The organism is Pseudomonas sp. Pc102 (assembly GCF_018408275.1).
In the GTDB taxonomy this organism is placed as follows: domain Bacteria; phylum Pseudomonadota; class Gammaproteobacteria; order Pseudomonadales; family Pseudomonadaceae; genus Metapseudomonas; species Metapseudomonas tohonis.
Map to the genome: position 1 here is coordinate 6247214 of NZ_AP021905.1, position 24569 is coordinate 6271782.

Here is a 24569-nt window from a genome sequence, read left to right on the forward strand (position 1 = left end):
GCCATCCTCGGCGGCATGAACGAAATCGCCCAACTCAACCGCCTGCTGGAGAACCTGGTCCGCCTCGGCACCGTCGCCGATGTGGATCACCAGGCCGCGCGCGTGAAGGTCCAGAGCGGCCGGCTGCTCACCGGCTGGCTGCCCTGGCTCACCCTGCGCGCCGGTGATGACCGCGAGTGGAACCCGCCGACCGTAGGCGAACAGGTCGTGCTGCTCAGCCCCTCCGGGCAGACCGCCAACGGCGTGGCCATCGTCGGCCTGTTCAGCGACCAACACCCCGCCAATGGCGATCGGCCGGGGCTGCACCGTCGCACCTACCGCGACGGTGCCGTTATCGAGTACGACAGCATCGCCCACCACCTGCGCGCCATCCTGCCAGCGGGTGGCAGCACCGAGCTGGTGAGCACCGGCGGCATCACCATCACCGGCGACATCACCCACCAGGGCAACTACACCCAGACCGGCAACCAGACCGTCACCGGCACCGTGACAGTCTCCGAAGACGTGCTCGCCGCCGGCATCAGCCTGGTGACCCATGTTCATGGCGGGGTCATGCCTGGCCCGGGCGCCACCGGAGCGCCGCAATGAACCGCGTCACCGGCGGCACCATCAGCACCCAGGACCACATCCGCCAGAGCGTGGCGGACATCCTCACCACTCGCCTGGGCAGCCGCGTCATGCGCCGCGAGTACGGCAGCCAGCTGGTGGACTTGATCGACCAGCCCGGCAACAGCAACACCCTGCTGCTGGCCTACGCGGCGATCGCCATGAGCCTGGTGCGCTGGGAGCCGCGCATCCGCCTGAGCCGCATCCAGCTCAGCGCCGCCACCATGGCCGGCCAGTACGAGCTGACCCTCGAGGCCACGCTCGTCGACACCAACGAGGCCACCAGCCTGAGCATTCCGTTGAGCCTGGGGGCCGTGGCATGAGCACGATTGACCTGTCTCGCCTGCCGGCGCCTGACGTCATCGAGACCATCGACTACGAGGAGATCCTCGAGCAGCGCAAGGCCTACATCGTCAGCCTTTTCCCAGAGGATCAGCAGGAAGAGATTGCCGCGCGCCTGGCCCTGGAGTCCGAGCCACTGACCAAGCTGGCCGAGGAGAACGCCTACCGCGAAATGCTGCTCCGCCAGCGCATCAACGAGGCCTGCCGCGCCACGATGCTGGCCTTCGCCGTCGGCAACGACCTGGACCAGATCGGCGCCAACTACGAAGTGGCGCGCCTGCTGATCAGCCCGGCCGACCCAGACGCCTACCCGCCGATACCAGCCGTGTACGAGAGCGACGCCCGCTTCCGCGCGCGCATTCAGCTGTCACTGGAAGGCATCACGACGGCCGGCTCGAAGGGCGCCTACGAGTTCCACGCGCTGTCGGCCTCGGCCGAGGTGAAGGACGTCAACGTCGGCACCCCCGATCCGGGCGTGGTGCGTGTCACCGTGCTGAGCACTACCGGCAGCGGGGTGCCCTCGGCCGAGCTGCTGAACACCGTCAACTTGGCGCTCAACGACGAGGACGTCCGCCCGCTGTGCGACACCGTCCAGGTGGTCGCGGCCGAGATCACGCCCTACACCGTCGACGCCACGCTCACCTTCTACAACGGCCCGGATATGGCCCTGGTGCGCGACGCCGCCGAAGCCGCCGTGCGCGCCTATGTGGACGAACACCACCGCCTGGGCCACGACATCAACCGGTCGGGCCTGTTCGCTGCGCTGCACCAGGTCGGCGTGATGAACGTGACGCTGGCCTCGCCGGCCGTCGACGTCGTCATCGAGGACAGCCACGCCGCGTACTGCACCGCCATCAGCGTGATTGCGGGGGGCTTCGATGTCTGACCTGCTGCCCTCCAACGCCACGCCGCTGGAGCGCGCCGTCGCGGCGGCCGGCCAGCACCTGAACGAGCTGCCTGTCGAGATCCGCCACATCCGCAACCCGGCGCGCTGCCCGGCCCCGCTGCTGCCGCACCTGGCCTGGGAACTGTCGGTCGACGAGTGGAACCCCAATTGGAGCGAGGGCGTGAAGCGACGCGTGGTCGCCGAGAGCCTCGCCGTGCATCGCCGCAAGGGCACCCGAGGCGCGGTGCGCCGCGCGCTGGCGGCGATCTTCGGCGATGGCGGCTTCTCCCTGGTGGAGGGTGCCGATGCCGGCCTCTACGACGGGAGCCGCGTCTACAACGGCGTCTACTTCCACGGCCGCGCCGAGAACTGGGCGAAGTACTCCGTGTTCGTCAACCGCCCCATCACCCAGGCCCAGGCCGCCGAGGTCCGCCGCGTGCTGGCCTGGGTGGCCCCGGCCCGCTGCCAGCTGCTGGCCCTGAACTTCGAGCAGGCGCTCAACGCCTACGACGGCTCGATCCGCTACGACAACACCTTCACCCACGGGGTCGCCTGATGACCAACCTGACCGAAACGCCCGACTACTCCCCCGGCATCTACCAGCTCGAGCTGACCGACCCCGTGGTCGGCGGCCCCGAGGGCATTTCCAACCGCCAGGCGCGGGAGCTGGCCAACCGCACCGCCTACCTCAAGCAGCGCACCGACGCGCTCGAGGCCGGCACCACGCCCGCCGGCAAGGCCGGCCAGTTGGCGACTGCGCGCAACATCGCCATCAGTGGTGATGCGAGCGGCTCGGCGGCCTTCAACGGCACGGCCAACATCGCCATCAGCATTGCGCTGGCCAACAGCGGCATCGGCGCCGGCACCTACCGCAGCGTCACCGTGGACGCCAAGGGGCGCGTCACCGGCGGCAGCAACCCCACCACCCTGGGCGGCTACGGCATCACCGACGCGCAGCCGCTGGACACCAACCTCTCCGCCCTGGCCGCCATCAACGCGGTCGGCTTCTACGTCAGCAACGGCGCCGGCACGGCCCTGGTCCGGTCGCTGGCCTCGGGTACAGGCATCAGCATCAACTACCCCGACGGCGTCAGCGGCAACCCAGTGATCACCAACACCGGCGTCACCTCAGTTACCGGTACCGCCAACCAGGTGCTGGTTTCCGCCTCCATTGGCGGGGTGGTGTTCTCGCTGCCGCAGGCGATCCACGCGGGCGCCACCGTCAACTTCAACCAGGTGCTGCTGGGCAGTGACCCGCTGTCGGCCATGCACGCGGTCACCAAGCAGTACGTGGACAACCTAGCCTCGGGGATTCACGTCAAGGATTCGGTGCTGGTGGCCACCACCGCCAACATCACCCTGTCGGGCACCCAGACCATTGACGGCGTTGCCGTCACGGCCGGCGCCCGGGTGCTGGTGAAGAACCAGACCATCCCCGCGCAGAACGGCCTCTATACCGCTGCGGCGGGCACCTGGACGCGCACAAGCGACGCCGACGTGTGGGAAGAGCTGGTCAGCGTGTTCGTGTTCATAGAGCGCGGCACCGTCAACGCCGACACCGGCTGGGTCTGCACCGCCGACCAGGGCGGCACCCTCGGCACTACGGCGGTGAGCTGGACCCAGTTCGCCGGTGCCGGGGTGATCACCGGCGCCAACGGCATTGTCGTCAACGGCAACCAAGTCAGCCTGACCACCAGTGGCGTGATTGCCGGCACCTACGCCAAGGTCACCGTCGACCAGTACGGCCGCGTCACCAACGGCGGTGCCCTGGTCGCGGGTGACATCCCGTCGCTGCCCTGGTCGATCATCACCAGCGGCAAGCCGACCACGCTGCCCGGCTACGGCATCACGCTGCCGACCCAGGCGGAGGCCGAAGCCGGCACCGACAACACCCTGCCGATGACCGCCTTGCGCGTGGCCCAGGCGATCGCCACCAAGCTGGCTCAGGCCACCGAGGCCGTACTCGGCATGGCCCGCGTTGCGACCCAGGCGCAGACCAACGCCGGCACCGACGACACCACCATCGTCACCCCGAAGAAGTTGCGCGCCGGCGTGGCCATGAGCCTGGGCGCCAACGGCTACCTGGCACTGCCCAGCTGGCTGGGCGGGGTGATCATTCAATGGGGCATCACCAGTGCGGCGGGCCTCACCCGGACGGTGACCTTCCCGTTGGCGTTTCCCACGCGCAACTGCGGCGTACAGGCCAGCGCCAACGCCCTGAACAACGGCAGCGCCTACGAGATCGCCAACCCGGCCGACCTCACCCTCACGGGCTGCAACCTCTACGTGAACAACTCCGCCGGTGACTACTGGTGGTTCGCCATCGGCTACTGAGGACACCGACATGCACTACAGCCCTTCGACTGGCGGCTTCTACGACGCCCGCATCCACGCCGCGATCCCAGCCGATGCGCTGGAGATCACCAGCGAGCTCTATCAGCAGTTGCTGGCCGGCATCGCCTCGGGCCTGGTCGTAACCATCGGCGACGACGGCCTGCCGCGCCTGGCCCCGCCACCGCTTCCCGATGCCGCCGGGATCTGCACCCGGGTGGATGTGGCTGCCGATACAGCCCGGCGCAAGGTCGCGGGTGACCCGCTGCGCGCCGTGGAGTACGAGACCGCCGCCGCCGAAGCCCGCACCTTCGCCGCAGCCGGCTATCCGGCCGATGCGGTGCCCCGTACCGTTTCGGCCTGGGCACTTAACGGCCGCACCGCCCGGCAGGCCGCCGACGACATCCTCGCCGAGGCCCGTGCCTACACCGAAGCCTTCTACCTGATTCGCGAAACCCGGCTGCAGGCCAAGGAACTGGTCCGGGCGGCAATCGCCAACGGTGACGGCCTGCTCGCGCAGGACATCGCCGACGAAGCCATCGCCGCCATCGAGGCCGCCGTCCAGGGCGTGGGCAACGCCCGCGCCTGACCGCTTACCCTGGGGAGGGTTGGCCCCGCTTCGGCGGGGCTTTTTTATGCCCGGCCGTTGTAGCGCACCAGGCTACAACCCCCGCCGCTCGCGGCGCCGTCGCGCGCGCGGCAGCCTGTGCACTGTCAATCCACCACGCAGGCACAGACCATGGCCGACTACCTCCACGGCGTCCGCGTCCTCGAAATCAACGAGGGCGTGCGCCCCATTCGCACCGTCTCTACCGCCGTCATCGGCATGGTCTGCACTGGCTCCGACGCCGATGCGGCCGCCTTCCCGCTGGACACCCCGGTACTCATCACCAACGTACAGACCGCCGTCGGCAAGGCCGGCACCAAGGGCACCCTAGCGGCCAGCCTCCAGGCGATCGCCGATCAAACCAAGGCCTGGACCGTGGTCGTGCGCGTTGCCGACGGCACCGGCACCACCGACGAAGAGAAGGCCACCTCCCTGGTCTCCAACCTGATCGGCACCGTCACCGCCGAGGGTAAGTACACCGGCATGAAGGCCCTGCTCACCGCCAAGGCCAAGTTGCAGGTGGTGCCACGCATCCTGGGCGTGCCCGGGCTCGATAGCCTGCCGGTGGCCACCGCCCTGGCAGCGCTGGCCAAGCAGCTGCGCGCCTTCGGCTACATCAGCGCCTGGGAGTGCAAAACCAAGGAAGAGGCGACCGCCTACCGCGAAGGCTTTGGCGACCGCGAAGTGATGGTGATCTGGCCCAACTTCCTGCGCTGGGACACCACCACCAACGCCACCGTCGTAGCCCCAGCCGTGGCCGTTGCACTGGGCCTGCGCGCCAAGCTCGACCAGGAAGTGGGCTGGCACAAGACCCTTTCCAACGTCGCCGTCAGCGGCGTGACCGGCATCAGCGCCGACGTCTGGTGGGACCTGCAGAGCACCGCCAGCGACGCCAACTACCTCAACAGCAACGAGGTGACGACCCTGATTCACGAGTCCGGGTACCGCTTCTGGGGCTCGCGCACCTGCGGCGACGACCCGCTCTTCGCCTTCGAGAACTACACCCGCACCGCCCAGGTGCTGGCCGACACCATGGCCGAAGGGCAGTTCTGGGCGGTGGACAAGCCCATGCACAGCAGCCTGATCCGCGACATGGTCGAGGGCATCAACGCCAAGTTCCGCGAGCTGAAGGCCCAGGGCTACATCATCGACGGCTTCTGCTGGTACGACCCCGAGGCCAACACCGAGACCACCCTCAAGGCCGGGCAGTGCTACCTGGACTACGACTACACCCCCGTACCGCCGCTCGAGGACCTGACCCTGCGTCAGCGCATCACCGACCGCTACCTCGCCACCTTCGCCGCGAAGATCAGCGGCTGACCCATTACCCGCGCGGCCCCGGCCGCGCCGTAGGAGATCCTCAGCATGGCCATGCCCAGCAAGCTCAAGAACATGATGACGTTCAACGATGGGGTCGCTTACAGCGGCCTCGCCAAGACCGTCACCCTGCCGCCCCTCAGCCGCAAGATGGAGGGTTACCGGGGCGGTGGCATGAACGGCACCGTGAAGGCCGACCTCGGCCTCAGCGACGACGGCATCGTCTTTGAATGGACTGCTGGCGGCCTGGTGACCCATGCGTTGCGCCAGTTTGGGGCTAGCTCCGCCACGGCCGTGCCCATGCGCTTTGCCGGCGCCTACCAGGCCGATGACACCGGCAAGGTCACGGCGGTGGAGATCGCGCTCCGGGGGCGTCACGAGACCATTGAGATGGGTGACGCCGCCCCGGGCGAAGACACCGAGCAGAAGATCACCACCACCTGTTCCTACTACAAGCTCACCGTCGACGGCGAGGTCATCGTCGAGATCGACATCCTCAACTTCATCGAGATCATCGACGGCGAGGACCGGCTCGCCGAGCAGCGTAAGGCCATTGGCGTCTGATCAACCCCGCGCGCCCCGCCCGGGGCGCCTCCCCACCCCAGAAGGAACCGCACCATGACCACCCCCACCGACAACGTCGTCCAGCTCGACACCCCCATCAAGCGTGGCGAGCAGAAGATCACTCAACTCGACCTGCGCAAGCCCCAGGCCGGCGAACTGCGCGGCGTGCACCTGGGCGAGCTGCTGCAGCTCGACGTCAACAGCCTGATCAAGGTCATCCCGCGTATCAGCATCCCCACCCTCACCGAGCCCGAAGTCGCGGCCATGGACCTGGCCGACCTGCTCGCCGTGGGCACCAAGGTCGCCGGTTTTTTGTTGCAGAAAGCGGCGAGGACGGAAGCGTCCCTCGGCGCGTAGAAGACGCCATGGCGGACCTCGCCGTGGTGTTTCACTGGGCCCGGCCGACATGGACCGGCTGGGCCTGCGGGAACTGATGGAATGGCGCGAGCGCGCCCGCTTACGGAGCCAGGCCGATGGCCGCTGATACGTTGAAGCTCCAGGTCGTCCTGTCGGCCCTGGACAAGGCCGCCGCGCCGCTCAAGCGCATCCAGGGCGGCGCGATCGACGCCGGCCGGGAGCTGAAGGCGGCCCGCGAGCGCCTGAAGGAGCTCAACGCCCAGCAGAAGGACATCAGCGCCTGGCGCACCCAGCGCGCCGCCGCCGTGGAGACCGAGGCCGCGCTCGCGGCCGCACGGCAGAAGGTCCAGGACCTGGGCCAGGCCATGGCTGCCTCCGACGTGCCCACCAAGCAGATGACCCGCGACCTCAAGGCCGCCATCCGCGAAGCCACCGCCCTCAAGCAGAAGCACGCCGACAACCAGGTCCAGCTGCAGGGCATGCGCAACAAGCTGGCCGCCGCCGGCATCAGCACCCGCAACCTCAGCGACGCCGAGCGTGACCTGCGCTCGAAGATCGCCAGCACCAACCAGGTGATCAGCGAGCAGGGCCGGCGCCTTGAGCGCATCACTCAGCAGAACAGGCGCCTGGCCAAAGCCCGGGGGCAGTACGACAGAGCCCAGCAGCTCGCCGGCAACATGGCCGGCGCGGGTGCCGGTGCGGCTGCTGCCGGCGCCGCCATGGGCGTGCCGGTGCTGGCTGCGGCGAAGAGCTACATCAGCTTCGAAGACGCCATGCTCGGCGTCGCCAAGCAGGTGGACGGCGCCCGCGACGACAGCGGCCAGCTCACCAGCGTCTATTACGAGATGGGCAACGCCATCAAGGCCATGGCCGAGCGCATCCCCATGGCCACCACCGAAATCGCCGCCCTGGTGGAGGGCGCCGCGCGCATGGGCGTCCAGGGCAAGGACAACCTGCTCGGCTTCGCCAAGGTCGCCGCCAACGCCGCCACGGCCTTCGAGCTGCCGGCCGACGAGATCGGCGAGAACCTGGCGCGCATCGCCGGCCTGTACAAGCTGCCGATCGCCAACGTCGACCAGCTGGGCGACGCCATCAACTACCTGGACGACAACGCCCAATCCAAGGGCGGCGACATCATCGACGTGCTGCAGCGCACCGCCGGCATCACCGCATCGGTGGGCATGAGCTTCAAGGACGCCGCCGCCCTGGGCTCCACCTTCCTCAGCCTCGGCGCCACAGCCGAAGTGGCCGCCACCGCGACCAACGCCATGATCCGCGAGTTGGCGATCGCCGGGCAGCAACCGAAGCGCTTCCAGAAGGGGCTGAAGGCCCTGGGCCTCGAGGCGGATGCCATCCAGGCCGGCATGGCGAAGAACTCCACCAAGACCCTGCAGAGCGTGCTGGACGCCATCAACAAGCTGCCGCAGTCCGAGCAGCTCACCGTCACCACTCAGCTCTTTGGCAAGGAGTTCGGCGACGACGCCGCCAAGCTCGCCGCCAACATGGGCGAATACCGTCGGCAGCTCGAGCTGGCCAACTCCGAGGCGGGCAAGGGCTCCATGCAGCGCGAGGCCGACATCCGCGCCGAGTCGCTGTCGGCACGCCTGCAGATGGCGCAGAACCGCGCCTTCAACCTCTCCGCCACCCTGGGCGAGACCCTGCGGCCGGCGATCATCCGACTGATCGAAGGCTTCAACCGCATCATCGAGAAGGTCACCCAATGGGTGGAGGCCAACCCGGAGCTGGCCTACACCGTGCTCAAGGTAGTCGCAGGCCTGGCCGCCATGGCCACCGTGTTCGGCACCGTCACCCTGGGCCTGGCCTCGCTGCTCGGCCCGTTCGCCATGTTCCGCTACGCGCTGGCGCTGACCTCCATCAAGGGCGTCTCCGTGTTCGGCATGCTCTGGCGCCTCGGCAAGGTCGCGCTGCCCGTCGTTGCCCAGGCCATCCTCTGGATCGGCCGCGCACTGATGATGAACCCCATCGGCCTGGCCATCACCGCCATCGCCCTGGCCGCGCTGCTCATCTACAAGTACTGGGACCCGATCAAGGCCTACGTCATGAGCCTGTGGGCCGAGATCAAGGCCGGCTTCGACGGCGGCCTGGTGGGCATCCTCGGGCTGATCGCCAACTTCAGCCCGATCGGCATGTTCTACCGCGCCTTCGCCGCGGTGATGAACTACTTCGGCTTCGAGATGCCCAGCAAATTCACCGAGTTCGGCGCCATGCTCATGCAGGGCATGGTCACCGGCATCACCAACGGTCTGGCCGCCGTCAAGAACGCCATCACCGGCGCCGGCGACAGCACCATCAACTGGTTCAAGGAGAAGCTCGGCATCCACTCGCCAAGCCGCGTCTTCGCCTCCCTCGGCGGCTTCACCATGGCCGGCCTGGTCCAGGGCCTGGCCGGCGGCGAGGGCGACGTCCTGGGCCAGATCACCAACACCGTGCGTCGCCTCACCGAGGCCGGCGCCGGCATGCTCGGCGCAGGCGGCGGGCTCAGCATCGACACCCGCGCCCCGATCCAGGCCGGCGGCGGTGGCGTCGTCGTCCAGGGCGACACCGTCACCTTCAACATCCAGGCCGCGCCCGGTACCGACGTCGCCGGCCTGCGCCAGATGCTCAACCAGCTGCTCGACGAGCGCGAGCGCAGCAAGGCCGCACGGGTGCGCTCGCGCCTGGGCGACCAGGAGTAACCGCCATGATGATGGCCTACGGAATGTTCGTGTTCAGCCTGCACACCCTGGCCTACCAGGAGTTCCAGCGCCAGACCGACTGGCGCCACCCCAGCAGCAGCCGCGTGGGCAACAACCCCGCGCGCCAGTATGCCGGCCGAGGCGAGGACGCCATCACCCTGCCCGGCATCCTGCTGGCCGAGCTGGCCGGTACCCAGCTCAGCCTCGACACCCTGCGGCTGATGGCCGACACCGGCAAGGCCTACCCCCTGGTGGAAGGCACCGGGCGCGTATACGGCCTGTGGGTGATCGAGAGCCTGAGCGAGACCCGCACCCTGTTCTTCCCGGACGGCGCCGCGCGCCGCATCGAGTTCAACCTCCAGCTCAAGCGCGTCGACGACGGCAAGACCGATCTGCTCGGCGCCGCCACCGGTGCCGGCGCCAACATCCTGCGGCGGATCTTCCTGTGATCGAAGAAGCGCTCCGCTCCGTCCTGGGCGTGGTCAGGGACGCCGCCCGCAGCGCCCTGGGCGACAACGACTACGCCGCCCCCATCTACCGCCTCAGCGTCGACGGCCTCGACATTGCCCAGTTGGTGAGCCCGCGCCTGATCAGCCTCAATCTCACCGACAACCGAGGCATCGAGGCGGACCAGCTCGACATCAGCCTCAGCGACCACGACGGCCTGCTCGCCATCCCACCCAAGGGCGCCGTGCTGCGCCTGTGGCTGGGCTGGACCGATACCGGCCTGGTGGACAAGGGCACCTTCACCGTCGACGAGGTCGAGCACAGCGGCGCCCCCGACGTGCTCAACATCCGGGGGCGTAGCGCGGATCTGCGCAAGCAACTCAAGGTGAAGCGGGAGGACAGCTGGAGCAACGCCACGGTGGCCGACGTCATCCGCCGCATCGCCCAGCGCAATGACTTGGTGCCGGTGATCGCCGACGCCCTGGGCGTGCTGCCGGTGCTGCAGCTGGACCAGGCCAACGAGTCCGACGCCAACATCCTCACCCGCCTGGGGGAGGACTTCGATGCGGTGGCCACCGTCAAGGCGGGTAGGTTGCTGTTCCTGGGCGGCAACGGCGGCAAGACCGCCAGCGGCGCCGCGCTGCCCCACATCACCCTGACCCGGGCGGACGGGGACCAGCACCGCTACCTGGTGGCCGACCGCGACAGCTACGACGGCGTGCGCGCCTACTACTATGACGTGAACAGCGCCAAGAAGCAGGAGGCCATCGCCGGCGGCGGCGACAACCTCAAGGACCTGCGCCACAGCTACAGCGACAAGGCCAGCGCCCTGCGCGCCGCCCGCAGCGAGTGGAACCGACTGCAGCGCGGCACCGCCACCCTCAGCTACAACCTGGCCAAGGGCCGGCCAGACCTCATCCCCGAACTCACCTACACCCTGGTCGGCGTGAAGGGCGAGATCGACGCCATCATCTGGCACGGCGGCAACGTGCAGCACAGCCTCAGCGGCGACGGCGGTTACACCACCAGCCTGGAGCTGGAGAGCAAGCTGCCCGAGGACATGGTCGACGCGCTGTACGAGGACACACCCGGCGACTACACCGGGATCATTGCCTACTACCGGGACAAGAAGACCGGAACCGAGAAGACGCTCACCGCCGGCGACCAGGCCAAGCCGCGACGGCTGCGGCACCTGTACGCCAGCAAGGCGAATGCGAAGCGGGCGGTGGATCGTGAGTGGGCGAAGATGAATCCAGACGGGTGATGGCAAAATAGTAGCCGCTCGGCTATATGTACAGTCCCCCCATTCAAGGATGGAATGTGATGAAGTTTCTACACCTATTGCCGCTCTGTTTTGTCGCCTCGGCACATGCTTACGACTTCACCAATGCGGACTTGTGCAAGGCCGCAGTCGCAATCGACATGGGAAGAGATACGTCCATTATGAAGACGAAAAATGCGGGGGAAATACCCGTCATCTCTTACACACGCGACGACGGGGATTCGTTCACCTATCGCTGTAAGATCGTTGGCAATCAGATCATCTGGTCCGGCTTTATCGAAGGCCAATGGGGACGTTGGAGAGACTCAGTCGAGTATGGTGATACCACTTTTACCTATCGAGTAAGCAATGGAACCTTGATTGTTCACAGTGATATGGCAGAAGCCGAGTCCACCTATCAGGCGAGGGATTTTCAATAGATAGTCGCTCGGTATGCTGCGCATATCGCCCTAATGGTTCATACACTGGGGCGGCCTACACTACTAATTTCCGGCCCACCTTATACATTGCGCTATCAATGCGCATCTCAAGAGGGTAGTCATGTTCAAAGAAATGAAAGAATTGCGACTGCCGTTGTTACTGCTGTTGCTCTTTACCGTTTTGTGCGTATTTCTTTACCAAAAAACAGATAGCGATGAAATCAAAGATATATTTCTTAGTCTAGGGACAGGTTTTATTTCGACAGTTGTGACTGTAATTATCCTTGATATTTTCGTGAGCGCGAAAGAGGCGAGAAGCAAAAGAGAGCTGAGCAGTGCTTGCCTTAGAACATTGCGCCCCGCTTTGGCCATGGTGGCGAATACCATCTTTGAGATGCACAAGGCCACTTCGACAACGAAGGGTAGCGATGGCCTAATGGAATTTCCGCAATTATTTGCTACCGCCGCAAGCTCCAACATACGTCAGCTTCACCCAGGGGCATATGCGCCAGTTTGGCCAGGAATATTATGGCCTCACTATGTTTCAGATTCTCTGGATAAATTTGCAATCAGCGTTAATGACTTTATTGATAAATATTCGGTTCACTTAGACGCCGAAACAATCTCTCTATGTTATACGCTGGCAAATCACGGATTCGTACACATGATGAGATACCCCAAGCAGCACCCCTTTCCAAATATGAATATGCCAATATTTTCAATGGTCACCACAGTTATTGATGGCGGCTCGCCTTTTACAAATTACCTTATAGAACTTTCAAAATTGAGCCGAATTCTTAAAGATGCCTCTTATCCTGACGACTTCCTTTTTGCACCGTGTTGGAGTGACGGGGTTGCACCGGGGCTAGGTTCTGGCCTGCAAGCAGGCACGCCGCCGATAGGCCCTTTCGGTCCGTTTCCACCTAATTAATCCCTTGATATAGAGATAAACACCGGCCACCGATCATGTATCCAGGCAAACTCCTCGGGCGGATCGGTGGTGACCACATACACTCGCCGATCCTCTCCCTCGCCAATCACTAGGCATTCCAGGGCCTGGCCCTCGGGCACATCGAACCAGTGTGACGGCCGGTTCTTCTCGCCCTTGTGGCCTTCCTTCTCCATGAACCGCTGCACCAGGCCGAAGACACGTTGCGGGTGGTACTTGGCCCAGCCGCCGGCCTGCACGGTGCTGAGCCTGGCCCAGCCTCCCTGGGGGCCGATGCCGGGTTGGCCTTCGCGGCGGCCCCAGCCGATCCAGTCGATCTGGCTGCCGCCATCGAGCTGCACCGGGATGGCCGCCTTGGGGTTGGGGAAGTAGATCTTCCACACCTTGTCCGCCTCTCTGGCTTCAACGCCGCCGCACATACGCGCCTCCGGTTTCGGGTGTCAGGGTTCAGCGTAGGACAGGCTCACGGCCTTCCTCCCGTCGGCTGACGGATTGACCGATTAGGGAACCTGAAAAATACTGTATCTATATCCAGTATTCGCGAGTGTGTGAGATGTCGCTTTCGATCCTTGCCCGGGGCCAGCGCCTGCGGGAACGCCTGCTAGCCGAGGCCGCTGATCTACGGATCACCGGCTTCCAATCCCCTGCCGAAGACGAGAAGGAGGAAGGGCTCTCCCTCGACCGCCTTACCGGCCTGGGTGCGCCGCACATCTGGGGCGTGCGGGTGCTGGATGGCTCGCTGGAGGGTTTCGGGGTGTTCCAGGGCGACCGCCTCATCGTCAACCGCGCGGCCAGCCATGCGGATGACCGGCTCGTGGTGGTGGACCTGGGCGGGGAGGGCTACCGGGTGCGCCTGGTGGTGAAGGACATGTTCGGCGGCCGCTGGCTGCGCGCCGCCGAGACGCACATCCATGACATCCAGCTCGACGGTGACGAGCCCATCGAGATCTGGGGCGTGGTGACCTGGGTGGTCAGCCACGTGGCGCCATGAGCGGCCAGCAGGTCTTCGCCCTCATCGACTGCAACTCCTTCTACTGCAGCTGCGAACGCATCGGCCAGCCGGAGCTCAAGCGCCGGCCGGTGGTGGTGCTCTCCAACAACGACGGCTGCGTCATCGCCCGTTCCGCCGAGGCCAAGGAGCTGGGCATCGCCATGGGCGCACCGTTCTACCAGGTGCGCGAGCAGATGCGCCGCAGTGGCGTGGTGGCGCGCTCGAGCAACTACACCCTGTACGCCGACATCAGCAACCGGGTGATGCGGGTGATGGCCGAGATGCTGCCCGGCATCGAGGTCTATTCCATTGATGAGGCCTGGGGCGACATGACCGGCATCACCGACCTCGAGGCGCACGGCCGCGCCATCCGCCAACGCCTGGCGCGCGAGATTGGCATGCCCGTGGGCATTGGCATCAGCACCACCAAGACCCTGGCCAAGCTCGCCAACTGGGCGGCGAAGAAGTGGAAGGCCACCGGCGGTGTACTCGACCTCACCGACCCGGCCCGCCAGGAGCGGCTGCTGCGCCTGGCCCCCATCAGCGAGGTATGGGGCATTGGCCACCGCTCGGCGGCGAAGCTGGCCGCGCTGCGCATCAACAGTGCCTGGGAGCTGGCGAACTTCGACATCGGCACCCTGCGCAAGACCTTCGGCGTCACCATGGAGCGCACTGCGCGCGAGCTGCTCGGCGTGAGCTGCATCGGCTTCAACCAGGGCCCACCGCCGAAGGAGGCCATCTGCAGCAGCAAGATGTTCGGCGTGCGGCAGACGGAACTGGCACCGATCCGCGAGGCACTCGCTGCCTACGTCAGCCGTGCCGCCGAGAAGCTGCGCAGCCAGGGCTCGCTATGCCAGACCATCCAGGTAGGCCTGCAGACGCAACTCGCCGAACGCGAAGGGCCGCGCTTCTGTGAGGCCATCACCCTGGCGTTGCCCGCGCCCACCAACGACACGCGGGAGATCCTCGCGCTCGCGCAACGCGGGCTCGGTGAGATCTACCGACCCGGTTACCGCTTCTCGAAGTGCTCCATCCTGCTGATGGACCTGTGCCAGCCCGGCGAGGTGACGCCGGATCTATTCGCGCCGCAGCCGCGTCGAGGGGCGGAACGGCTGATGGAGGTGTTGGACCGGATCAACCAGCGCGAGGGGCGCGGCACCGTGCGCATCGGCCGGGTGCCTGAGGCACCGGCCTGGAGTATGCGCAGGGAGATGTTGAGCCCGAGGTATACAACACGGTGGGAGGAGGTGATTGGGGTAAGGGGGTAAGCCTTACTTGTTCGTATCGTCGGGCTCTACGAACTTTGCTTCAGGGCGGTGAATTCGCTCAGTCATGTAGTAGAGACCTAGAAGGGTAGTGCAAAGCATATTGTAAATTATAAACATATATATCGCGCAGAATACCCACTTTATATAAGCCGCATATTGTCCCGCTACAGTGTAAACATGGGGCGCGACAACATTGGCCGCAATACCTGAAAAGAACAGCAGTATGGAGATGAAAGATAAATATCCGAAAAGGAAAGAGAGAAATCGCCTGCGAGTGAGAGTCTCAGTGCCGGCCACACCTTTACGCTTATGCTCAAGCGTAGGAGCATCTCCCTTCATCGGCAAATCCATACTTGCCTGATTAAATGTCGCAATTGCAGCGAGAGAGGCAATATAGAAACCACTCACAATCTGCAAGTAGCCACCTACGGCGCTTAAAATACCGTCCTTGCCGAAAACAGTTACCTTCCAATCGATCAGGTACATTGTAATAAAAGAAAGAACAAGCAGAACTAAAGGCAATGCAATTTCGTCGAAGTATTTATCTTCGCGCGAAATCCTCAAATAAAGCAACGGCGTAAGTAGTCGACGAATGCTAGCGATCATTTTGGTCACCAGTAATGTTGCTAGGAGTGTAGCTTATCACTCAAGCTGCAGCATCTTCAAAACAACCTCATCATTAATTTCGTCAGCACATTGCGGCAGTTTCTCCTGAGTCGTGAAGGCTTCCATCTTTCCAAAAACAACATCCCCACATCTTCCCGGAAGGTACTGAGATCAACAGAGCGCTGTTTTCCTTCGGGTCGCTTATAAATGACCTTCATATGATCGAAGCCATTCTTATTGAAAAAATTCTTTACTTTGTTGATGGCGGATATTGCTTCATCACCATAAGTCTTCGGAGCTACTTTGACCTTAACAGTATTGCTTAATCGCTTGAGATAAGGATCTTCATCAAGCTCAGCCACATTGAAATCCTTGACGAACTCAATAAAGCGTAATTCGCCTTTCTCGAGGTCCTCTCTCAAGGTCTGGGAAATATGATGCCCAAGATCGAAGTGGGGATGGCATGCCTTACGCTTATTGTCATCAGGATCAACAAAGTCGCGAGCCAACAAAGCTTTTATCTCTTTATTTAAGAAGGGGAGGATCTTAGTTTTCCCTACGCCTGGCGCGTCTTCTAATAAAAAGAGAAATTCGACTTGCCTGCCAGGAAGAGGATTCAATCTTAGAACCGCATGGGCCGATACAGCAATTCCCTCACCATCTAGTTTAGGTTCCTCTCTTGTTTCACCAGACTGGAGATCGCTAAATGCCGGATCGGACACCTTGGAGTCGGAGTATTGAAACAGAAAAGTTGCAAGTGTGGCGTCGTCGTTGATTTTCAAATCAGTGATTCTAACGCAGGCTGTTTGCCTCTCGATGAGATTGAAACATTTCCCATCATTTGTTTTTTTGCGTAACAGCTCGATGCACTCAATGAGTGTGAAAGGGGGAGCATGAAGTGGGATTGATTGAAGAGTCAAAGTATAAAAATGCACCCAGCGCTCATACTGATCAAGCATTTGAAACTCCCTAGCATTTTATTAGGCGAACCCAAGTTTTCTGAGTTCGCTCCATTCTATTTACACTTGCTTGCCAAACCTTCAACAGCCCGTCGAATGAATGCCCTTTCGGCCAGATCCAAATCACGGTAGTGCTTGATAAGCAACCTTTCCTCTAGTGTTAGCTCATCCAATTTGGACGAAGTGACAGATCTCAATGCTTGTTGCTCCGTCGTTACAACTATCTCCATTCCGCATGCTCCTTCATTGGCAGTTGTCCAACGAAGGTACAGTCACATTCAGATATGCAAACCCGCCTACGACAAGGGTCTATCCCTCCTCAGAAAGCGCTTTCACGATGCGCATGACAGTGCCTCGGGTGACGTTCGGCATCGCCCGATAGAGGCTTAGAAGCTGGTTTTCATCTTGGGTTAGGGCGGATGCGTTTCGATTGCCTGTCAGTACGAACTGAAGGTCGACCCCTATGGCCGCAATCGCCTGAAGGTAATCCGCACTGGGGGATCGCTCGCCGCTTTCATATTTCCCTTGAGCATTCGCTTGCACACCACCGGCCTTTCCGAAGGCGGATTGGCTCATGCCCAAGCGCTGGCGTTCATTTCGTAACCGATCTGCAAACTCATCCTTGAGAAGCATGTGGTCAGCCTTCTGGTGGGGGAGGCATCGCCGCAAGCGCTGCGGCCATACGAGCCAGATGCTCGCGATCAGATAAAGCCAGGGTGCGGAGAGATCTGATGATCTCAGCTTCAAGAGGGCTCAGCTCGCCGGCAGCCACCTCTGGGCGAGTACCAGCCACTACATACAGCACATCGACGCCCGCACTTTGTAAGGCCGCAAGGTACTTCACATCCGGCGAGCTACTACCGAGCTCATAGGCTTTTTGGGTGCCACGGCTCACGCCCGCGATGGCGCCGAAATCGGTCTGGTTCATGCCCAACCGATCACGTTCTTCCCGCAGGCGTTCACCTATTCCAGGGGCTATGAGCATTTTTCTGATCAATACCAGTTGACTTGAACAGATTTCTGCCCAAGAATCCTTGTCGCTGAACACGATTAAACACGGATGAACACTATGCATTCCGCCCTAACCCCCGAGCAAGCCCGCGCAGCTCTTGATCGCGAGGGCATCACCATCGCTGCGTTCTGTCGCAAGCATGAATTGAACAAAAATCTGGTCAGTGACCTGTTGAACGGACGCAAGAAGGGGAGATTCGGGGAGGCGCATCGCGCAGCTGTCCTCCTTGGGATCAAAGACGGTGTGGTAGAGGGGCAACAGTAATGCGCCGCCTGACAGGGGAAAACGAGAAGGCCACACGCCCCGTTCTCGACAGCCGCCGCAAGGCTGTGATGGCTGCCATCGCTGGTTTCCCAGGCGGTCGCGAGTGCGCTGCTGCGAACCTGGGCCTGGAGCTGAAACGCCTCGAGAACCAGGTCTATGAGAACCAGGGCCACCGCCCGCTGACCGACGAGCAGGTCCGCCAGGTCGAGTTGATCGCCGGCACCACCTACCTGCCCGACTACCTCTGCGCCCTGTATGGCGGCGTCTTCGTGCCCATGCCCGAGGCCACCGAGCTGGACAACCTCGACCTCTACACCCGGTCGCTCGCCACAGACGTGGCCGAGGGCAAGGTCGACCAGGTCATCGCCAAGGCCCTGGAAGACGGCCGCATCACCGAGGTGGAGCTGGCGAAGATCATCGCCGCCCACCGCGCGCACATCGCCGCCCGACACGCTGAGGTTGGCGCCGTGATCACCCTGCACCTGGAAGGCCAGGGCGGGAAGGAACAGCAGTAAGGCGCACGACGCGTCGCATTTGACTGGCGAAAGCCATGGCCGCGACTGGTGGCCGGGGAGAAACACGATGAGCACCTACAAGCTGGTATGCCCGCACTGCCAGGGCCCGCTACGCATCCGCACGAGCGCCGGGCAACACGTGTTCCTGCGCACCGCCTACCTGCAATGCGGCAACGAGTCCTGCGGGGCCACCTTCCGCGCGCAGTTCGAGATCACCCACGAAATGAGCCCCTCGGGCATGCCGAACCCCAGTGTTCGCCTGCCGGTGGCGCCTGTTTCCATCCGCCGGGAGGCCATGCGCAAGCCCGACGACGCCCAGCTCGACCTGTTGGAGGCTCACGCATGAACACCGCGACCAATACACTCGACACCCAGGCCTACCGTGACCAGATGCAGCGCGCCGCGCTGGCCTTCCTGCATCGCCACCAGGCCGAGCACCTGGGCGACGACACCCAGCTGATCGAGCGCGCCACCGACTACCTCACCCGCGCCCTGGAAGTGCCGCTGTTCATGGCCAGCACCCTGGTGGAGCGGGCCTTCCTCCAGCTCAGCAGCCCGACCTGGGTCGGCATCGACCTGGCCGAGAGCGGATGCCGCGACGACATCTGCCTGATCGACAGCCGCAACGGCAACCGAACCTGGGTGCGACGCCGGGTGATCCCCGACGCCTTCCTGGCCCGCTTCACCACACCCTGACCCCATTCACCCCCAGCCCACGCCGTGGGTTTGGGCAAGTTGCGTCCAGCGCAAGGAGAGCCGCATGCAAAAGGCCCTGGAAATCCAGCTCCAGCTGTCGCGGAAGGAAGCCGAAGCGCTGCTCGAGGACGAGCGCCAGCGCCTGCAGATGGCCTTCAACGAACTCTGGTACGCCGACTGTTACCGCCACACCCCGGCCGGCCTGCGCAGCGGGGCGATCCTCACCGATCACCCGCATCTGGCCGCCCACAAACGCACCATCGGCGCGCTGAAAGCAGCGCTCGCCGCCAACCTGTAAGGCCCAACCCATGACCACACCCGCCATCACCCCCGAAGCGCTGCCACTCTGCTGCGCCCTGGCAGCCGACCCGCGTCGGCATCACTTCGCGCGTGGCATCCAGCTGCTGCTGAAGTCGAAGTCCTACGAAACCAAGCTCGAGGCCATGCTCCGCCTGCAGGGGATGGTGGACGCCTACTTCGAAGCCGGCGTTGTCCAGGGCGACCAGTACCAGCCGCTGTGCAGCGAACTGGCCGCCTTCGTGTGGGGCCAAGCATGAGCAAGATGGCCGAGAAGCTCCGGGCCGAGGTGCTGCGCCGTGTCGCGAGCGACTACGGCCTCCAGCACATGTCGGGCACCAACTACATGCGCAAGGGTGAATGCCCGAACTGCCACAAGAAGACCCTCTACACCTTCTTCGACTCGCCGTGGATGCTGATCTGCGGCCGCGTGGAGAAATGCACCAACCGTTACCACCCGGTGAAGGAGCTCTACGGCGACCTGTTCAATGACTGGAGCGAGCAGGCACCGGCCACGGCCGAGGACCCGACCGCCACCGCCCGCGCCTACCTGGAAATGGCGCGGGGCTTTCGCATCGAGCTGATTCAGGGCTGGTTCACCCAGGAGAACTACTGGGACCGCGACCTCGGCATCGGCAGCGCCACCGTGCGCTTCCCCCTGGAGAAGGGCGGCTACTGGGAGCGGCTCATCGACCGCCCCGACCGCTTCGGCAAGAAGAAGGCCCGCTTCAAGCCGGGCGATAGCTACAAAGGCGTCTGGTGGTGCCCGCCCTCCGTCAACCCGGTGGAGGCACGCGAGCTGTGGGTCGTCGAGGGCATCTTCGACGCCATCGCCCTGCTGCATAACGACATCGCCGCCGTCTCCATGATGAGCAGCGCGCCCTTCCCCGCCGAATCCATCAAGGCCCTGAAGAAGGCCTGCATCGAGGCGGACAAGCCCCTGCCGCGCCTGGTCTGGGCCTTGGACAACGAGCCGGTGGCGAAGGCCAACATGCGCCGCTGGGCCAAGGAGGCGCGCGAGCTGGGCTTCAAGTGCGACGCGGCCGTGATCCCGCAGAAGGGTGGCAAGAAAACCGATTGGAACGACCTGCACCAGCGCTGGGGCTTCATCGACGACGAGGAAGAACGCACCCATCGCATCGAGCTGGACCTCGCCGCCGCGCGCCACCAGGGCGCCCTGCTGCTGGCCGAGTCGGCCGAGGAAAAAGGCCTGCTGATGTACTGCTGGGAGGAGCGCAAGGAGTTCCACTTCTCCTTCCGCTCGCGCCTCTACTGGTTCCGCCTGGACGAGGAAAAGTATGAGCGCGCGCACAGGGAGCTGGAGAACAGCGAGAGCCAGGAAGCCGCCCTGCTCAACGACAAACAGCGCCGTGACAAGGCGCTGCGCCAGAGCGCGTGCGTGCACCGAATCGGCAACTGCTACTTCCAGGCGCTGTACTTCATGCGCAACGAGGTGACAGACGAAGCCTGGTACTACTTCCGCGTCGAGCGCCCGGACGCGCCCACCATCAAGAGCACCTTCACCGCGGCGCAGATCTCGTCGGCGCCGGAGTTCAAGAAGCGTCTGCTCAACGTGTGCAACGGCGCCTTGTTCAGCGGTACGCCCCAGCAGCTGGAGCGCATGCTCGAGGGGCAGCTCGACATCCTCAAGACCGTCAACACCATCAACTGGATCGGCTACAGCCGCGAGCATGGCGTCTACGTGTTCAACGACCTGGCCATCGCCGGCGGCAAGGTGCACAAGCTGAACGAGGAGGACTTCTTCGACATCGGCAAGCAGAGCATCAAGTCGCAGAGCATGTCGCCGGTGCTGCACATCAACGACAACCTGGCCGAGTACGACGCGGGCTGGTTCGACCTGTTCTGGAAGTGCTTCGGGGTGCGCGGCACCGTGGTGCTGGCCTGGTGGCTGGGCGCGCTGTACGCCGAGCAGATCCGCCAGCTGCAGAAGTCCTACCTGTTCCTGGAACTGATCGGCGAGGCCGGCGCCGGCAAGACGACCCTGGTCGAACTGCTGTGGAAGCTCAACGGCCGCAGCGAGTACGAGGGCTTCGACCCCTCCAAGTCCACCCAGGCAGCCCGGGCGCGGATCTTCTCCCAGGTCGGCAACCTGCCGACGGTGCTGATCGAGTCCGACCGCGAGCAGGCCGAAGGCGGCCCGGTGAAGCACTTCGACTGGGACGAACTCAAGAGCGCTTACAACGGCCGGGGCGTGCGCAGTACCGGCGTGAAGAACAGCGGCAACGACACCAACGAGCCGCCCTTCCGCTCGGCCATCCTGATCGCGCAGAACAACGCCATCAGCGCATCCGAGGCGATGCTCCAGCGCCTGGGCCACGTGAACCTGACCCGCGCCCACCACACGCCGGAAACCAAGAAGTTCGCCGAGCAGCTCGAGCGGATGCCCATCGAGCAGCTGAGCGGCTTCCTGATCAAGGCGCTTCAGCCCGAGGCGGAGATCCTCAAGCTGATGGACGAACGCACCTCGGGCTACGAGCAGCAGCTGCTCGCCCTGCCCGGCATCCGCACCGTGCGCATCGCCAAGAACCATGCACAGCTGCGCGCCCTGGCCGACTGCCTGCAGCTGGTGGTGCCCATGACGGACGAGCAGCTCGCCCTGGTGCACGACGAGATCGCCGCCATGGCCCTGGACCGGCAGGTCGCCATCAACTCCGACCACCCGATGGTGACGGCCTTCTGGGACATGTTCGAGTTCCTCAACGGCCCGCTCGACGAGCCCGGCGGCCGCCTGAACCACTCCCGCAAGAGCAACTTCGTGGCCCTGCATCTCAACGAGTTCGCGGAAATGGCGGCCAACAAGCGCCAACAGGTGCCGCTGCTGCAGGAGCTCAAGCGCCTGCTCAAGACCAGCAAGTCGCCCAAGTTCATCGAGACGAACAAGCCCATCAACTCGGCGATCGCGACCGATGGCATGGACCAACCGAAAACCGTGCGCTGCTGGCTGTTCCAGCTCGTATGACAACACCCGGCGCGGCAACGCCGGCACCCACCCCAAGGAGAAGCACCATGCATGACGAACACGACACCCACTCCCACGAGCTGCTGCTCACGCTGCTCGGCAGCGCCATCGCCCTGGCGCTGCTGATCGCCCTCGGCAACCTCGGCCCCGACCTGCTGCTCGCAGTCCTCAGCTAACCCCCCACCCGGGCGCGGCAACGCCCGGGCACCATCCCCAAGGAGAAGCACCATGGAGAAAGCCAACCTGCAGCTCGCCTTCAAGGCCTGGGCGGTTCCGCGCGGTTACGACCTGACCGAAACCTGCTACGGCGACTTCCTTCACCTCGAGACCCGCAGCGCCTGGCTCGGCTTCGAGGCAGCCCATGGCGAAGCCGGCTGTCGCCCTGCTGGCCAACAGCTCTACGCCCGCATCAAGAAGACCAGCAAGTACGCCCACCAGACCGACAAGTTGTTCCCCGTACGTGTCGGTAAGGCCCCCTACGACAACTTCGTCGTCCATGGCGGCCCGGGAGGCCTGTATGCCCTGCGGGACGTGAGTTTCTACGTCCTGGTCGACGACAAGCCCATGCGGCTCACCTGATTGCACCACCACACGGAAGAAGGCCCCGCCGAGCGGCAACTCGGCAGGGCCTGCCCCCAAGGAGAAGCACCATGCACCACCTGCAACAGCGTCACCGCCTGCCGCTTCTGGCCATGGTCGCCGCACTGGCAGGCGTGACCGCCACCTCTGTGGCGCTGGCGATCGCAGCACTGATCGAAAACACCCTGCTCGCCGCTCTGTTCGCTTCGGCCGCCGTGGTCCTGGACCTGTTCAAGTATGTGGCCTGGCCGCTGGCCCTCGGCCTGCTGGGCATGCGCCGAACCCTGTGCGCGCTGCTGATGATGGCCTGCGCGCTGGCCCTGGGCGGCGTCTCCGGCTGGGCCAGCTATGACCGACTCATGTCTTCGATCATCACCAGCCGCGCCGAGCACCAGGCGCGCCAAGAGCAACGCCGGCTCGACCTGGTGGAGCAGCGCAACACCGACGCCGCGCGCATCGAGCAGCTCGACGCTGAGGCGGTGGTCGTCCACCAACAGGCCAGCGCGCTGCGCGATCGCGGCATGGTAAGTCGCGCCCTGGAGCTGGAAGCCGCCGCCATGGCGCGCATCGACGCCGAGCGTGACCGCGCCCAGGTGCGCCGTGACCTCGCCTCCCAGGAACTCACCGCCCTGCTGGCTCGACCGACCAAGGCCGCTGGCCTGCCACTGGAACTGGCCACCCTGCTCTGCCTCGGCTTTGCCGCCGCGCTGGAGATCGTGCCTGCCCTGATCCTCTCCGCCCTGCGCCCCTCCCCCGCCCAGGAATACGCCTCAGTCGCAGAAACCGCGAAACAGGAACAGCCCCAGGAACGCCGGCAGGAACGACCCGTAACGGAGCGGGAAACCGTGGCCATCGACGGCCTGCCGGCCGAGCTGCTCCAGCTCATCGGCAGTACGGAGAGCGGAACCAAGGTGGCAGTGCGGCAGGTCGCCAAGGTGATGCGGATAGGCAGCGACAAGGCCACCAGGCTGATGCAGAAGGCCGCCGAGGCCGGACTGCTGAGCAAGACCGCCGCCGGTTACGTGGCGGCATAAGAGAAGGCCCCGGAGGGCGGCAACCCCCCGAGGCCATACCAACCCCAAGGAGAAGCACCATGCAAGTGAACCCCCAAGAAGTCAGCGCGGCAGAGGCTACCACGAACCCCATCAAGGTCGGCGAAACGGTCTCTTACGTCGCGGTACGTAGCAGCGGCCGCAGCGTCCAAATGAGCACCCGCAAGGGCAAGGTTGAGCGGATCGAAGGCAACGTCGCCTGGATTCGTGCCGGCAACGGCCGGCTTATCAGCACCAACCTGCGCGACGTCACCCGGGAAGGAGAGCGCAACGCACTCACCCGCGCATTGCTGGGTACCGGCCAATGACCACCGTGGCTCGCACCCGGCCTGCACTGGCCGCCAGCAAGCTGGAGCTCAACCCCATCTGCGACGTCTGTGGCCGGGCCCGCTCCACCCGCAAACACCAGGCCTGCAGCCGCGCGCGCCAGAAGCGCATGACGGTGGAGTGGGCCGCCAAGATGGCCGAGATGGCCGCCATCCGTGAGAACAAGCCGCGCCGTTTCGCGCGCTGAACCAGGAGCCGGCAGAGCGGCAACTCCGCCGGC

At 64.3% G+C, this 24569-nt stretch carries 33 protein-coding genes and 1 pseudogene; 29 read left to right on the top strand and 5 right to left on the bottom strand.

Features of this window, described 5'->3' with window-relative positions:
* Positions 1-15: 15 nt before the first annotated feature.
* The 15 genes and pseudogenes from PHLH3_RS28445 (at position 16) to PHLH3_RS28515 (ending at position 12785) form a co-directional block, all read left to right on the top strand.
* Positions 16-588, top strand: a complete 573-nt coding sequence (locus tag PHLH3_RS28445) for a phage baseplate assembly protein V (RefSeq protein WP_213630718.1) — start codon at positions 16-18, stop codon at positions 586-588.
* Positions 585-929 (top strand): GPW/gp25 family protein, encoded by a 345-nt coding sequence (locus PHLH3_RS28450; protein ID WP_213626906.1) that lies wholly within the window; start codon positions 585-587, stop codon positions 927-929. The genes PHLH3_RS28445 and PHLH3_RS28450 overlap by 4 nt, the downstream gene beginning before the upstream one ends.
* Complete coding sequence (locus PHLH3_RS28455; RefSeq protein WP_213626908.1) at positions 926-1834, top strand: baseplate J/gp47 family protein; 909 nt, start codon at positions 926-928, stop codon at positions 1832-1834. The genes PHLH3_RS28450 and PHLH3_RS28455 overlap by 4 nt, the downstream gene beginning before the upstream one ends.
* Positions 1827-2390, top strand: a complete 564-nt coding sequence (locus PHLH3_RS28460) for a phage tail protein I (RefSeq protein WP_213626910.1) — start codon at positions 1827-1829, stop codon at positions 2388-2390. The genes PHLH3_RS28455 and PHLH3_RS28460 overlap by 8 nt, the downstream gene beginning before the upstream one ends.
* Positions 2390-4168, top strand: a complete 1779-nt coding sequence (locus PHLH3_RS28465; protein ID WP_213626912.1) for a hypothetical protein — start codon at positions 2390-2392, stop codon at positions 4166-4168. The genes PHLH3_RS28460 and PHLH3_RS28465 overlap by 1 nt, the downstream gene beginning before the upstream one ends.
* A gap of 10 nt (positions 4169-4178) precedes the next feature.
* The gene (locus PHLH3_RS28470; RefSeq protein WP_244862948.1) at positions 4179-4754 is read left to right on the top strand and encodes a hypothetical protein; all 576 of its coding nucleotides are present in this window, start codon (positions 4179-4181) and stop codon (positions 4752-4754) included.
* A gap of 150 nt (positions 4755-4904) precedes the next feature.
* A complete protein-coding gene (locus PHLH3_RS28475) occupies positions 4905-6092 on the top strand; it encodes a phage tail sheath protein (RefSeq protein ID WP_213626913.1) in 1188 nt (395 codons plus the stop codon).
* A gap of 45 nt (positions 6093-6137) precedes the next feature.
* The gene (locus tag PHLH3_RS28480) at positions 6138-6653 is read left to right on the top strand and encodes a phage major tail tube protein (protein WP_213626915.1); all 516 of its coding nucleotides are present in this window, start codon (positions 6138-6140) and stop codon (positions 6651-6653) included.
* Positions 6654-6707: 54 nt separating this feature from the next.
* On the top strand, positions 6708-7010 hold the full coding sequence (locus PHLH3_RS28485) for a phage tail assembly protein (RefSeq protein WP_213626917.1): 303 nt from the start codon (positions 6708-6710) through the stop codon (positions 7008-7010).
* An 8-nt stretch (positions 7011-7018) separates the two neighbouring features.
* A pseudogene (locus PHLH3_RS28490) lies at positions 7019-7137 on the top strand (GpE family phage tail protein).
* Positions 7127-9706 carry a phage tail tape measure protein gene (locus tag PHLH3_RS28495; RefSeq protein WP_213626919.1) on the top strand — a complete coding sequence of 860 codons (2580 nt, stop codon included), beginning with the start codon at positions 7127-7129 and terminating at the stop codon, positions 9704-9706. The pseudogene PHLH3_RS28490 and the gene PHLH3_RS28495 overlap by 11 nt, the downstream one beginning before the upstream one ends.
* Before the next feature lie 5 nt (positions 9707-9711).
* Positions 9712-10155 (top strand): phage tail protein, encoded by a 444-nt coding sequence (locus PHLH3_RS28500; RefSeq protein ID WP_213626921.1) that lies wholly within the window; start codon positions 9712-9714, stop codon positions 10153-10155.
* Positions 10156-10184: 29 nt separating this feature from the next.
* On the top strand, positions 10185-11417 hold the full coding sequence (locus PHLH3_RS28505; RefSeq protein ID WP_244863103.1) for a phage late control D family protein: 1233 nt from the start codon (positions 10185-10187) through the stop codon (positions 11415-11417).
* A 59-nt stretch (positions 11418-11476) separates the two neighbouring features.
* Positions 11477-11854, top strand: coding sequence for a hypothetical protein (locus PHLH3_RS28510; protein ID WP_244862949.1), 378 nt, complete (start codon positions 11477-11479; stop codon positions 11852-11854).
* A gap of 121 nt (positions 11855-11975) precedes the next feature.
* Positions 11976-12785, top strand: a complete 810-nt coding sequence (locus tag PHLH3_RS28515) for a hypothetical protein (protein WP_213626925.1) — start codon at positions 11976-11978, stop codon at positions 12783-12785.
* On the opposite strand, the gene PHLH3_RS28520 is transcribed toward PHLH3_RS28515, so the two are convergent.
* Positions 12782-13222 carry a hypothetical protein gene (locus tag PHLH3_RS28520; protein WP_213626926.1) on the bottom strand — a complete coding sequence of 147 codons (441 nt, stop codon included), beginning with the start codon at positions 13220-13222 and terminating at the stop codon, positions 12782-12784. The genes PHLH3_RS28515 and PHLH3_RS28520 overlap by 4 nt on opposite strands.
* A 134-nt stretch (positions 13223-13356) precedes the next feature.
* On the opposite strand from PHLH3_RS28520, the gene PHLH3_RS28525 reads away from it, so the two are divergent.
* Both PHLH3_RS28525 and umuC read left to right on the top strand, forming a co-directional pair.
* Entirely contained in the window at positions 13357-13794 is a 438-nt protein-coding gene (locus tag PHLH3_RS28525) for a S24 family peptidase (RefSeq protein ID WP_213626928.1), read from the top strand.
* A complete protein-coding gene (gene umuC / locus PHLH3_RS28530; RefSeq protein WP_213626930.1) occupies positions 13791-15062 on the top strand; it encodes a translesion error-prone DNA polymerase V subunit UmuC in 1272 nt (423 codons plus the stop codon). The genes PHLH3_RS28525 and umuC overlap by 4 nt, the downstream gene beginning before the upstream one ends.
* 3 nt (positions 15063-15065) lie before the next feature.
* On the opposite strand, the gene PHLH3_RS28535 is transcribed toward umuC, so the two are convergent.
* The 4 genes from PHLH3_RS28535 to PHLH3_RS28550 all read right to left on the bottom strand — a co-directional run bounded on the left by PHLH3_RS28535 (position 15066) and on the right by PHLH3_RS28550 (position 17675).
* Positions 15066-15677: a hypothetical protein gene (locus PHLH3_RS28535; RefSeq protein WP_213626932.1), complete on the bottom strand. Its 612-nt coding sequence runs from the start codon at positions 15675-15677 to the stop codon at positions 15066-15068.
* Positions 15678-15724: 47 nt separating this feature from the next.
* Complete coding sequence (locus tag PHLH3_RS28540) at positions 15725-16627, bottom strand: hypothetical protein (protein ID WP_213626934.1); 903 nt, start codon at positions 16625-16627, stop codon at positions 15725-15727.
* A gap of 309 nt (positions 16628-16936) precedes the next feature.
* Positions 16937-17260, bottom strand: a complete 324-nt coding sequence (locus tag PHLH3_RS28545; RefSeq protein WP_213626936.1) for a helix-turn-helix transcriptional regulator — start codon at positions 17258-17260, stop codon at positions 16937-16939.
* 4 nt (positions 17261-17264) lie between these two features.
* On the bottom strand, positions 17265-17675 hold the full coding sequence (locus tag PHLH3_RS28550) for a helix-turn-helix transcriptional regulator (RefSeq protein WP_348529829.1): 411 nt from the start codon (positions 17673-17675) through the stop codon (positions 17265-17267).
* A 21-nt stretch (positions 17676-17696) separates the two neighbouring features.
* On the opposite strand from PHLH3_RS28550, the gene PHLH3_RS28555 reads away from it, so the two are divergent.
* From PHLH3_RS28555 to PHLH3_RS28605, 12 genes are all read left to right on the top strand, one after another.
* Positions 17697-17903, top strand: a complete 207-nt coding sequence (locus PHLH3_RS28555; protein ID WP_213626937.1) for a DNA-binding protein — start codon at positions 17697-17699, stop codon at positions 17901-17903.
* Positions 17903-18418 carry a YmfL family putative regulatory protein gene (locus PHLH3_RS28560; RefSeq protein ID WP_213626939.1) on the top strand — a complete coding sequence of 172 codons (516 nt, stop codon included), beginning with the start codon at positions 17903-17905 and terminating at the stop codon, positions 18416-18418. The genes PHLH3_RS28555 and PHLH3_RS28560 overlap by 1 nt, the downstream gene beginning before the upstream one ends.
* Positions 18419-18485: 67 nt before the next feature.
* Positions 18486-18764: an ogr/Delta-like zinc finger family protein gene (locus tag PHLH3_RS28565; RefSeq protein WP_213626941.1), complete on the top strand. Its 279-nt coding sequence runs from the start codon at positions 18486-18488 to the stop codon at positions 18762-18764.
* Positions 18761-19114 carry a hypothetical protein gene (locus tag PHLH3_RS28570; protein ID WP_213626943.1) on the top strand — a complete coding sequence of 118 codons (354 nt, stop codon included), beginning with the start codon at positions 18761-18763 and terminating at the stop codon, positions 19112-19114. Before PHLH3_RS28565 ends, PHLH3_RS28570 begins: the two co-directional genes overlap by 4 nt.
* 64 nt (positions 19115-19178) lie before the next feature.
* Positions 19179-19412: a hypothetical protein gene (locus tag PHLH3_RS28575; protein WP_213626945.1), complete on the top strand. Its 234-nt coding sequence runs from the start codon at positions 19179-19181 to the stop codon at positions 19410-19412.
* A 10-nt stretch (positions 19413-19422) separates the two neighbouring features.
* Positions 19423-19671, top strand: coding sequence for a hypothetical protein (locus tag PHLH3_RS28580; RefSeq protein ID WP_213626947.1), 249 nt, complete (start codon positions 19423-19425; stop codon positions 19669-19671).
* 5 nt (positions 19672-19676) lie between these two features.
* Positions 19677-22391 carry a toprim domain-containing protein gene (locus PHLH3_RS28585; RefSeq protein ID WP_213630726.1) on the top strand — a complete coding sequence of 905 codons (2715 nt, stop codon included), beginning with the start codon at positions 19677-19679 and terminating at the stop codon, positions 22389-22391.
* Positions 22392-22438: 47 nt separating this feature from the next.
* Positions 22439-22567 carry a hypothetical protein gene (locus PHLH3_RS30750; RefSeq protein WP_280527444.1) on the top strand — a complete coding sequence of 43 codons (129 nt, stop codon included), beginning with the start codon at positions 22439-22441 and terminating at the stop codon, positions 22565-22567.
* A gap of 52 nt (positions 22568-22619) precedes the next feature.
* Complete coding sequence (locus tag PHLH3_RS28590) at positions 22620-22970, top strand: hypothetical protein (RefSeq protein ID WP_213626949.1); 351 nt, start codon at positions 22620-22622, stop codon at positions 22968-22970.
* Between the two features lie 71 nt (positions 22971-23041).
* On the top strand, positions 23042-24004 hold the full coding sequence (locus PHLH3_RS28595; RefSeq protein WP_213626951.1) for a hypothetical protein: 963 nt from the start codon (positions 23042-23044) through the stop codon (positions 24002-24004).
* A 59-nt stretch (positions 24005-24063) separates the two neighbouring features.
* The gene (locus tag PHLH3_RS28600; protein WP_213626952.1) at positions 24064-24330 is read left to right on the top strand and encodes a hypothetical protein; all 267 of its coding nucleotides are present in this window, start codon (positions 24064-24066) and stop codon (positions 24328-24330) included.
* Positions 24327-24536: a hypothetical protein gene (locus tag PHLH3_RS28605; protein ID WP_213626954.1), complete on the top strand. Its 210-nt coding sequence runs from the start codon at positions 24327-24329 to the stop codon at positions 24534-24536. The genes PHLH3_RS28600 and PHLH3_RS28605 overlap by 4 nt, the downstream gene beginning before the upstream one ends.
* Positions 24537-24569 lie beyond the last annotated feature (33 nt).

Excerpts from the sequence above, each read along its gene's own strand:
- PHLH3_RS28495 (WP_213626919.1), top strand. The coding sequence starts at position 7,127 with ATGGCCGCTGATACGTTGAAGCTCCAGGTCGTCCTGTCGGCCCTGGAC.
- PHLH3_RS28575 (WP_213626945.1), top strand. The coding sequence starts at position 19,179 with ATGCAAAAGGCCCTGGAAATCCAGCTCCAGCTGTCGCGGAAGGAAGCC.
- PHLH3_RS28525 (WP_213626928.1), top strand. The coding sequence starts at position 13,357 with ATGTCGCTTTCGATCCTTGCCCGGGGCCAGCGCCTGCGGGAACGCCTG.
- PHLH3_RS28570 (WP_213626943.1), top strand. The coding sequence starts at position 18,761 with ATGAACACCGCGACCAATACACTCGACACCCAGGCCTACCGTGACCAG.
- PHLH3_RS28600 (WP_213626952.1), top strand. The coding sequence starts at position 24,064 with ATGCAAGTGAACCCCCAAGAAGTCAGCGCGGCAGAGGCTACCACGAAC.
- PHLH3_RS28500 (WP_213626921.1), top strand. The coding sequence starts at position 9,712 with ATGATGATGGCCTACGGAATGTTCGTGTTCAGCCTGCACACCCTGGCC.
- umuC (WP_213626930.1), top strand. The coding sequence starts at position 13,791 with ATGAGCGGCCAGCAGGTCTTCGCCCTCATCGACTGCAACTCCTTCTAC.
- PHLH3_RS28595 (WP_213626951.1), top strand. The coding sequence starts at position 23,042 with ATGCACCACCTGCAACAGCGTCACCGCCTGCCGCTTCTGGCCATGGTC.
- PHLH3_RS28515 (WP_213626925.1), top strand. The coding sequence starts at position 11,976 with ATGTTCAAAGAAATGAAAGAATTGCGACTGCCGTTGTTACTGCTGTTG.
- PHLH3_RS28520 (WP_213626926.1), bottom strand. The coding sequence starts at position 13,222 with ATGTGCGGCGGCGTTGAAGCCAGAGAGGCGGACAAGGTGTGGAAGATC.
- PHLH3_RS28565 (WP_213626941.1), top strand. The coding sequence starts at position 18,486 with ATGAGCACCTACAAGCTGGTATGCCCGCACTGCCAGGGCCCGCTACGC.
- PHLH3_RS28585 (WP_213630726.1), top strand. The coding sequence starts at position 19,677 with ATGGCCGAGAAGCTCCGGGCCGAGGTGCTGCGCCGTGTCGCGAGCGAC.
- PHLH3_RS28545 (WP_213626936.1), bottom strand. The coding sequence starts at position 17,260 with ATGCTTCTCAAGGATGAGTTTGCAGATCGGTTACGAAATGAACGCCAG.
- PHLH3_RS28480 (WP_213626915.1), top strand. The coding sequence starts at position 6,138 with ATGGCCATGCCCAGCAAGCTCAAGAACATGATGACGTTCAACGATGGG.
- PHLH3_RS28510 (WP_244862949.1), top strand. The coding sequence starts at position 11,477 with ATGAAGTTTCTACACCTATTGCCGCTCTGTTTTGTCGCCTCGGCACAT.
- PHLH3_RS28540 (WP_213626934.1), bottom strand. The coding sequence starts at position 16,627 with ATGCTTGATCAGTATGAGCGCTGGGTGCATTTTTATACTTTGACTCTT.
- PHLH3_RS28460 (WP_213626910.1), top strand. The coding sequence starts at position 1,827 with ATGTCTGACCTGCTGCCCTCCAACGCCACGCCGCTGGAGCGCGCCGTC.
- PHLH3_RS28455 (WP_213626908.1), top strand. The coding sequence starts at position 926 with ATGAGCACGATTGACCTGTCTCGCCTGCCGGCGCCTGACGTCATCGAG.
- PHLH3_RS28580 (WP_213626947.1), top strand. The coding sequence starts at position 19,423 with ATGACCACACCCGCCATCACCCCCGAAGCGCTGCCACTCTGCTGCGCC.
- PHLH3_RS28465 (WP_213626912.1), top strand. The coding sequence starts at position 2,390 with ATGACCAACCTGACCGAAACGCCCGACTACTCCCCCGGCATCTACCAG.
- PHLH3_RS28590 (WP_213626949.1), top strand. The coding sequence starts at position 22,620 with ATGGAGAAAGCCAACCTGCAGCTCGCCTTCAAGGCCTGGGCGGTTCCG.
- PHLH3_RS28470 (WP_244862948.1), top strand. The coding sequence starts at position 4,179 with ATGCACTACAGCCCTTCGACTGGCGGCTTCTACGACGCCCGCATCCAC.
- PHLH3_RS28555 (WP_213626937.1), top strand. The coding sequence starts at position 17,697 with ATGCATTCCGCCCTAACCCCCGAGCAAGCCCGCGCAGCTCTTGATCGC.
- PHLH3_RS28605 (WP_213626954.1), top strand. The coding sequence starts at position 24,327 with ATGACCACCGTGGCTCGCACCCGGCCTGCACTGGCCGCCAGCAAGCTG.
- PHLH3_RS30750 (WP_280527444.1), top strand. The coding sequence starts at position 22,439 with ATGCATGACGAACACGACACCCACTCCCACGAGCTGCTGCTCACGCTG.
- PHLH3_RS28485 (WP_213626917.1), top strand. The coding sequence starts at position 6,708 with ATGACCACCCCCACCGACAACGTCGTCCAGCTCGACACCCCCATCAAG.
- PHLH3_RS28450 (WP_213626906.1), top strand. The coding sequence starts at position 585 with ATGAACCGCGTCACCGGCGGCACCATCAGCACCCAGGACCACATCCGC.
- PHLH3_RS28560 (WP_213626939.1), top strand. The coding sequence starts at position 17,903 with ATGCGCCGCCTGACAGGGGAAAACGAGAAGGCCACACGCCCCGTTCTC.
- PHLH3_RS28445 (WP_213630718.1), top strand. The coding sequence starts at position 16 with ATGAACGAAATCGCCCAACTCAACCGCCTGCTGGAGAACCTGGTCCGC.
- PHLH3_RS28475 (WP_213626913.1), top strand. The coding sequence starts at position 4,905 with ATGGCCGACTACCTCCACGGCGTCCGCGTCCTCGAAATCAACGAGGGC.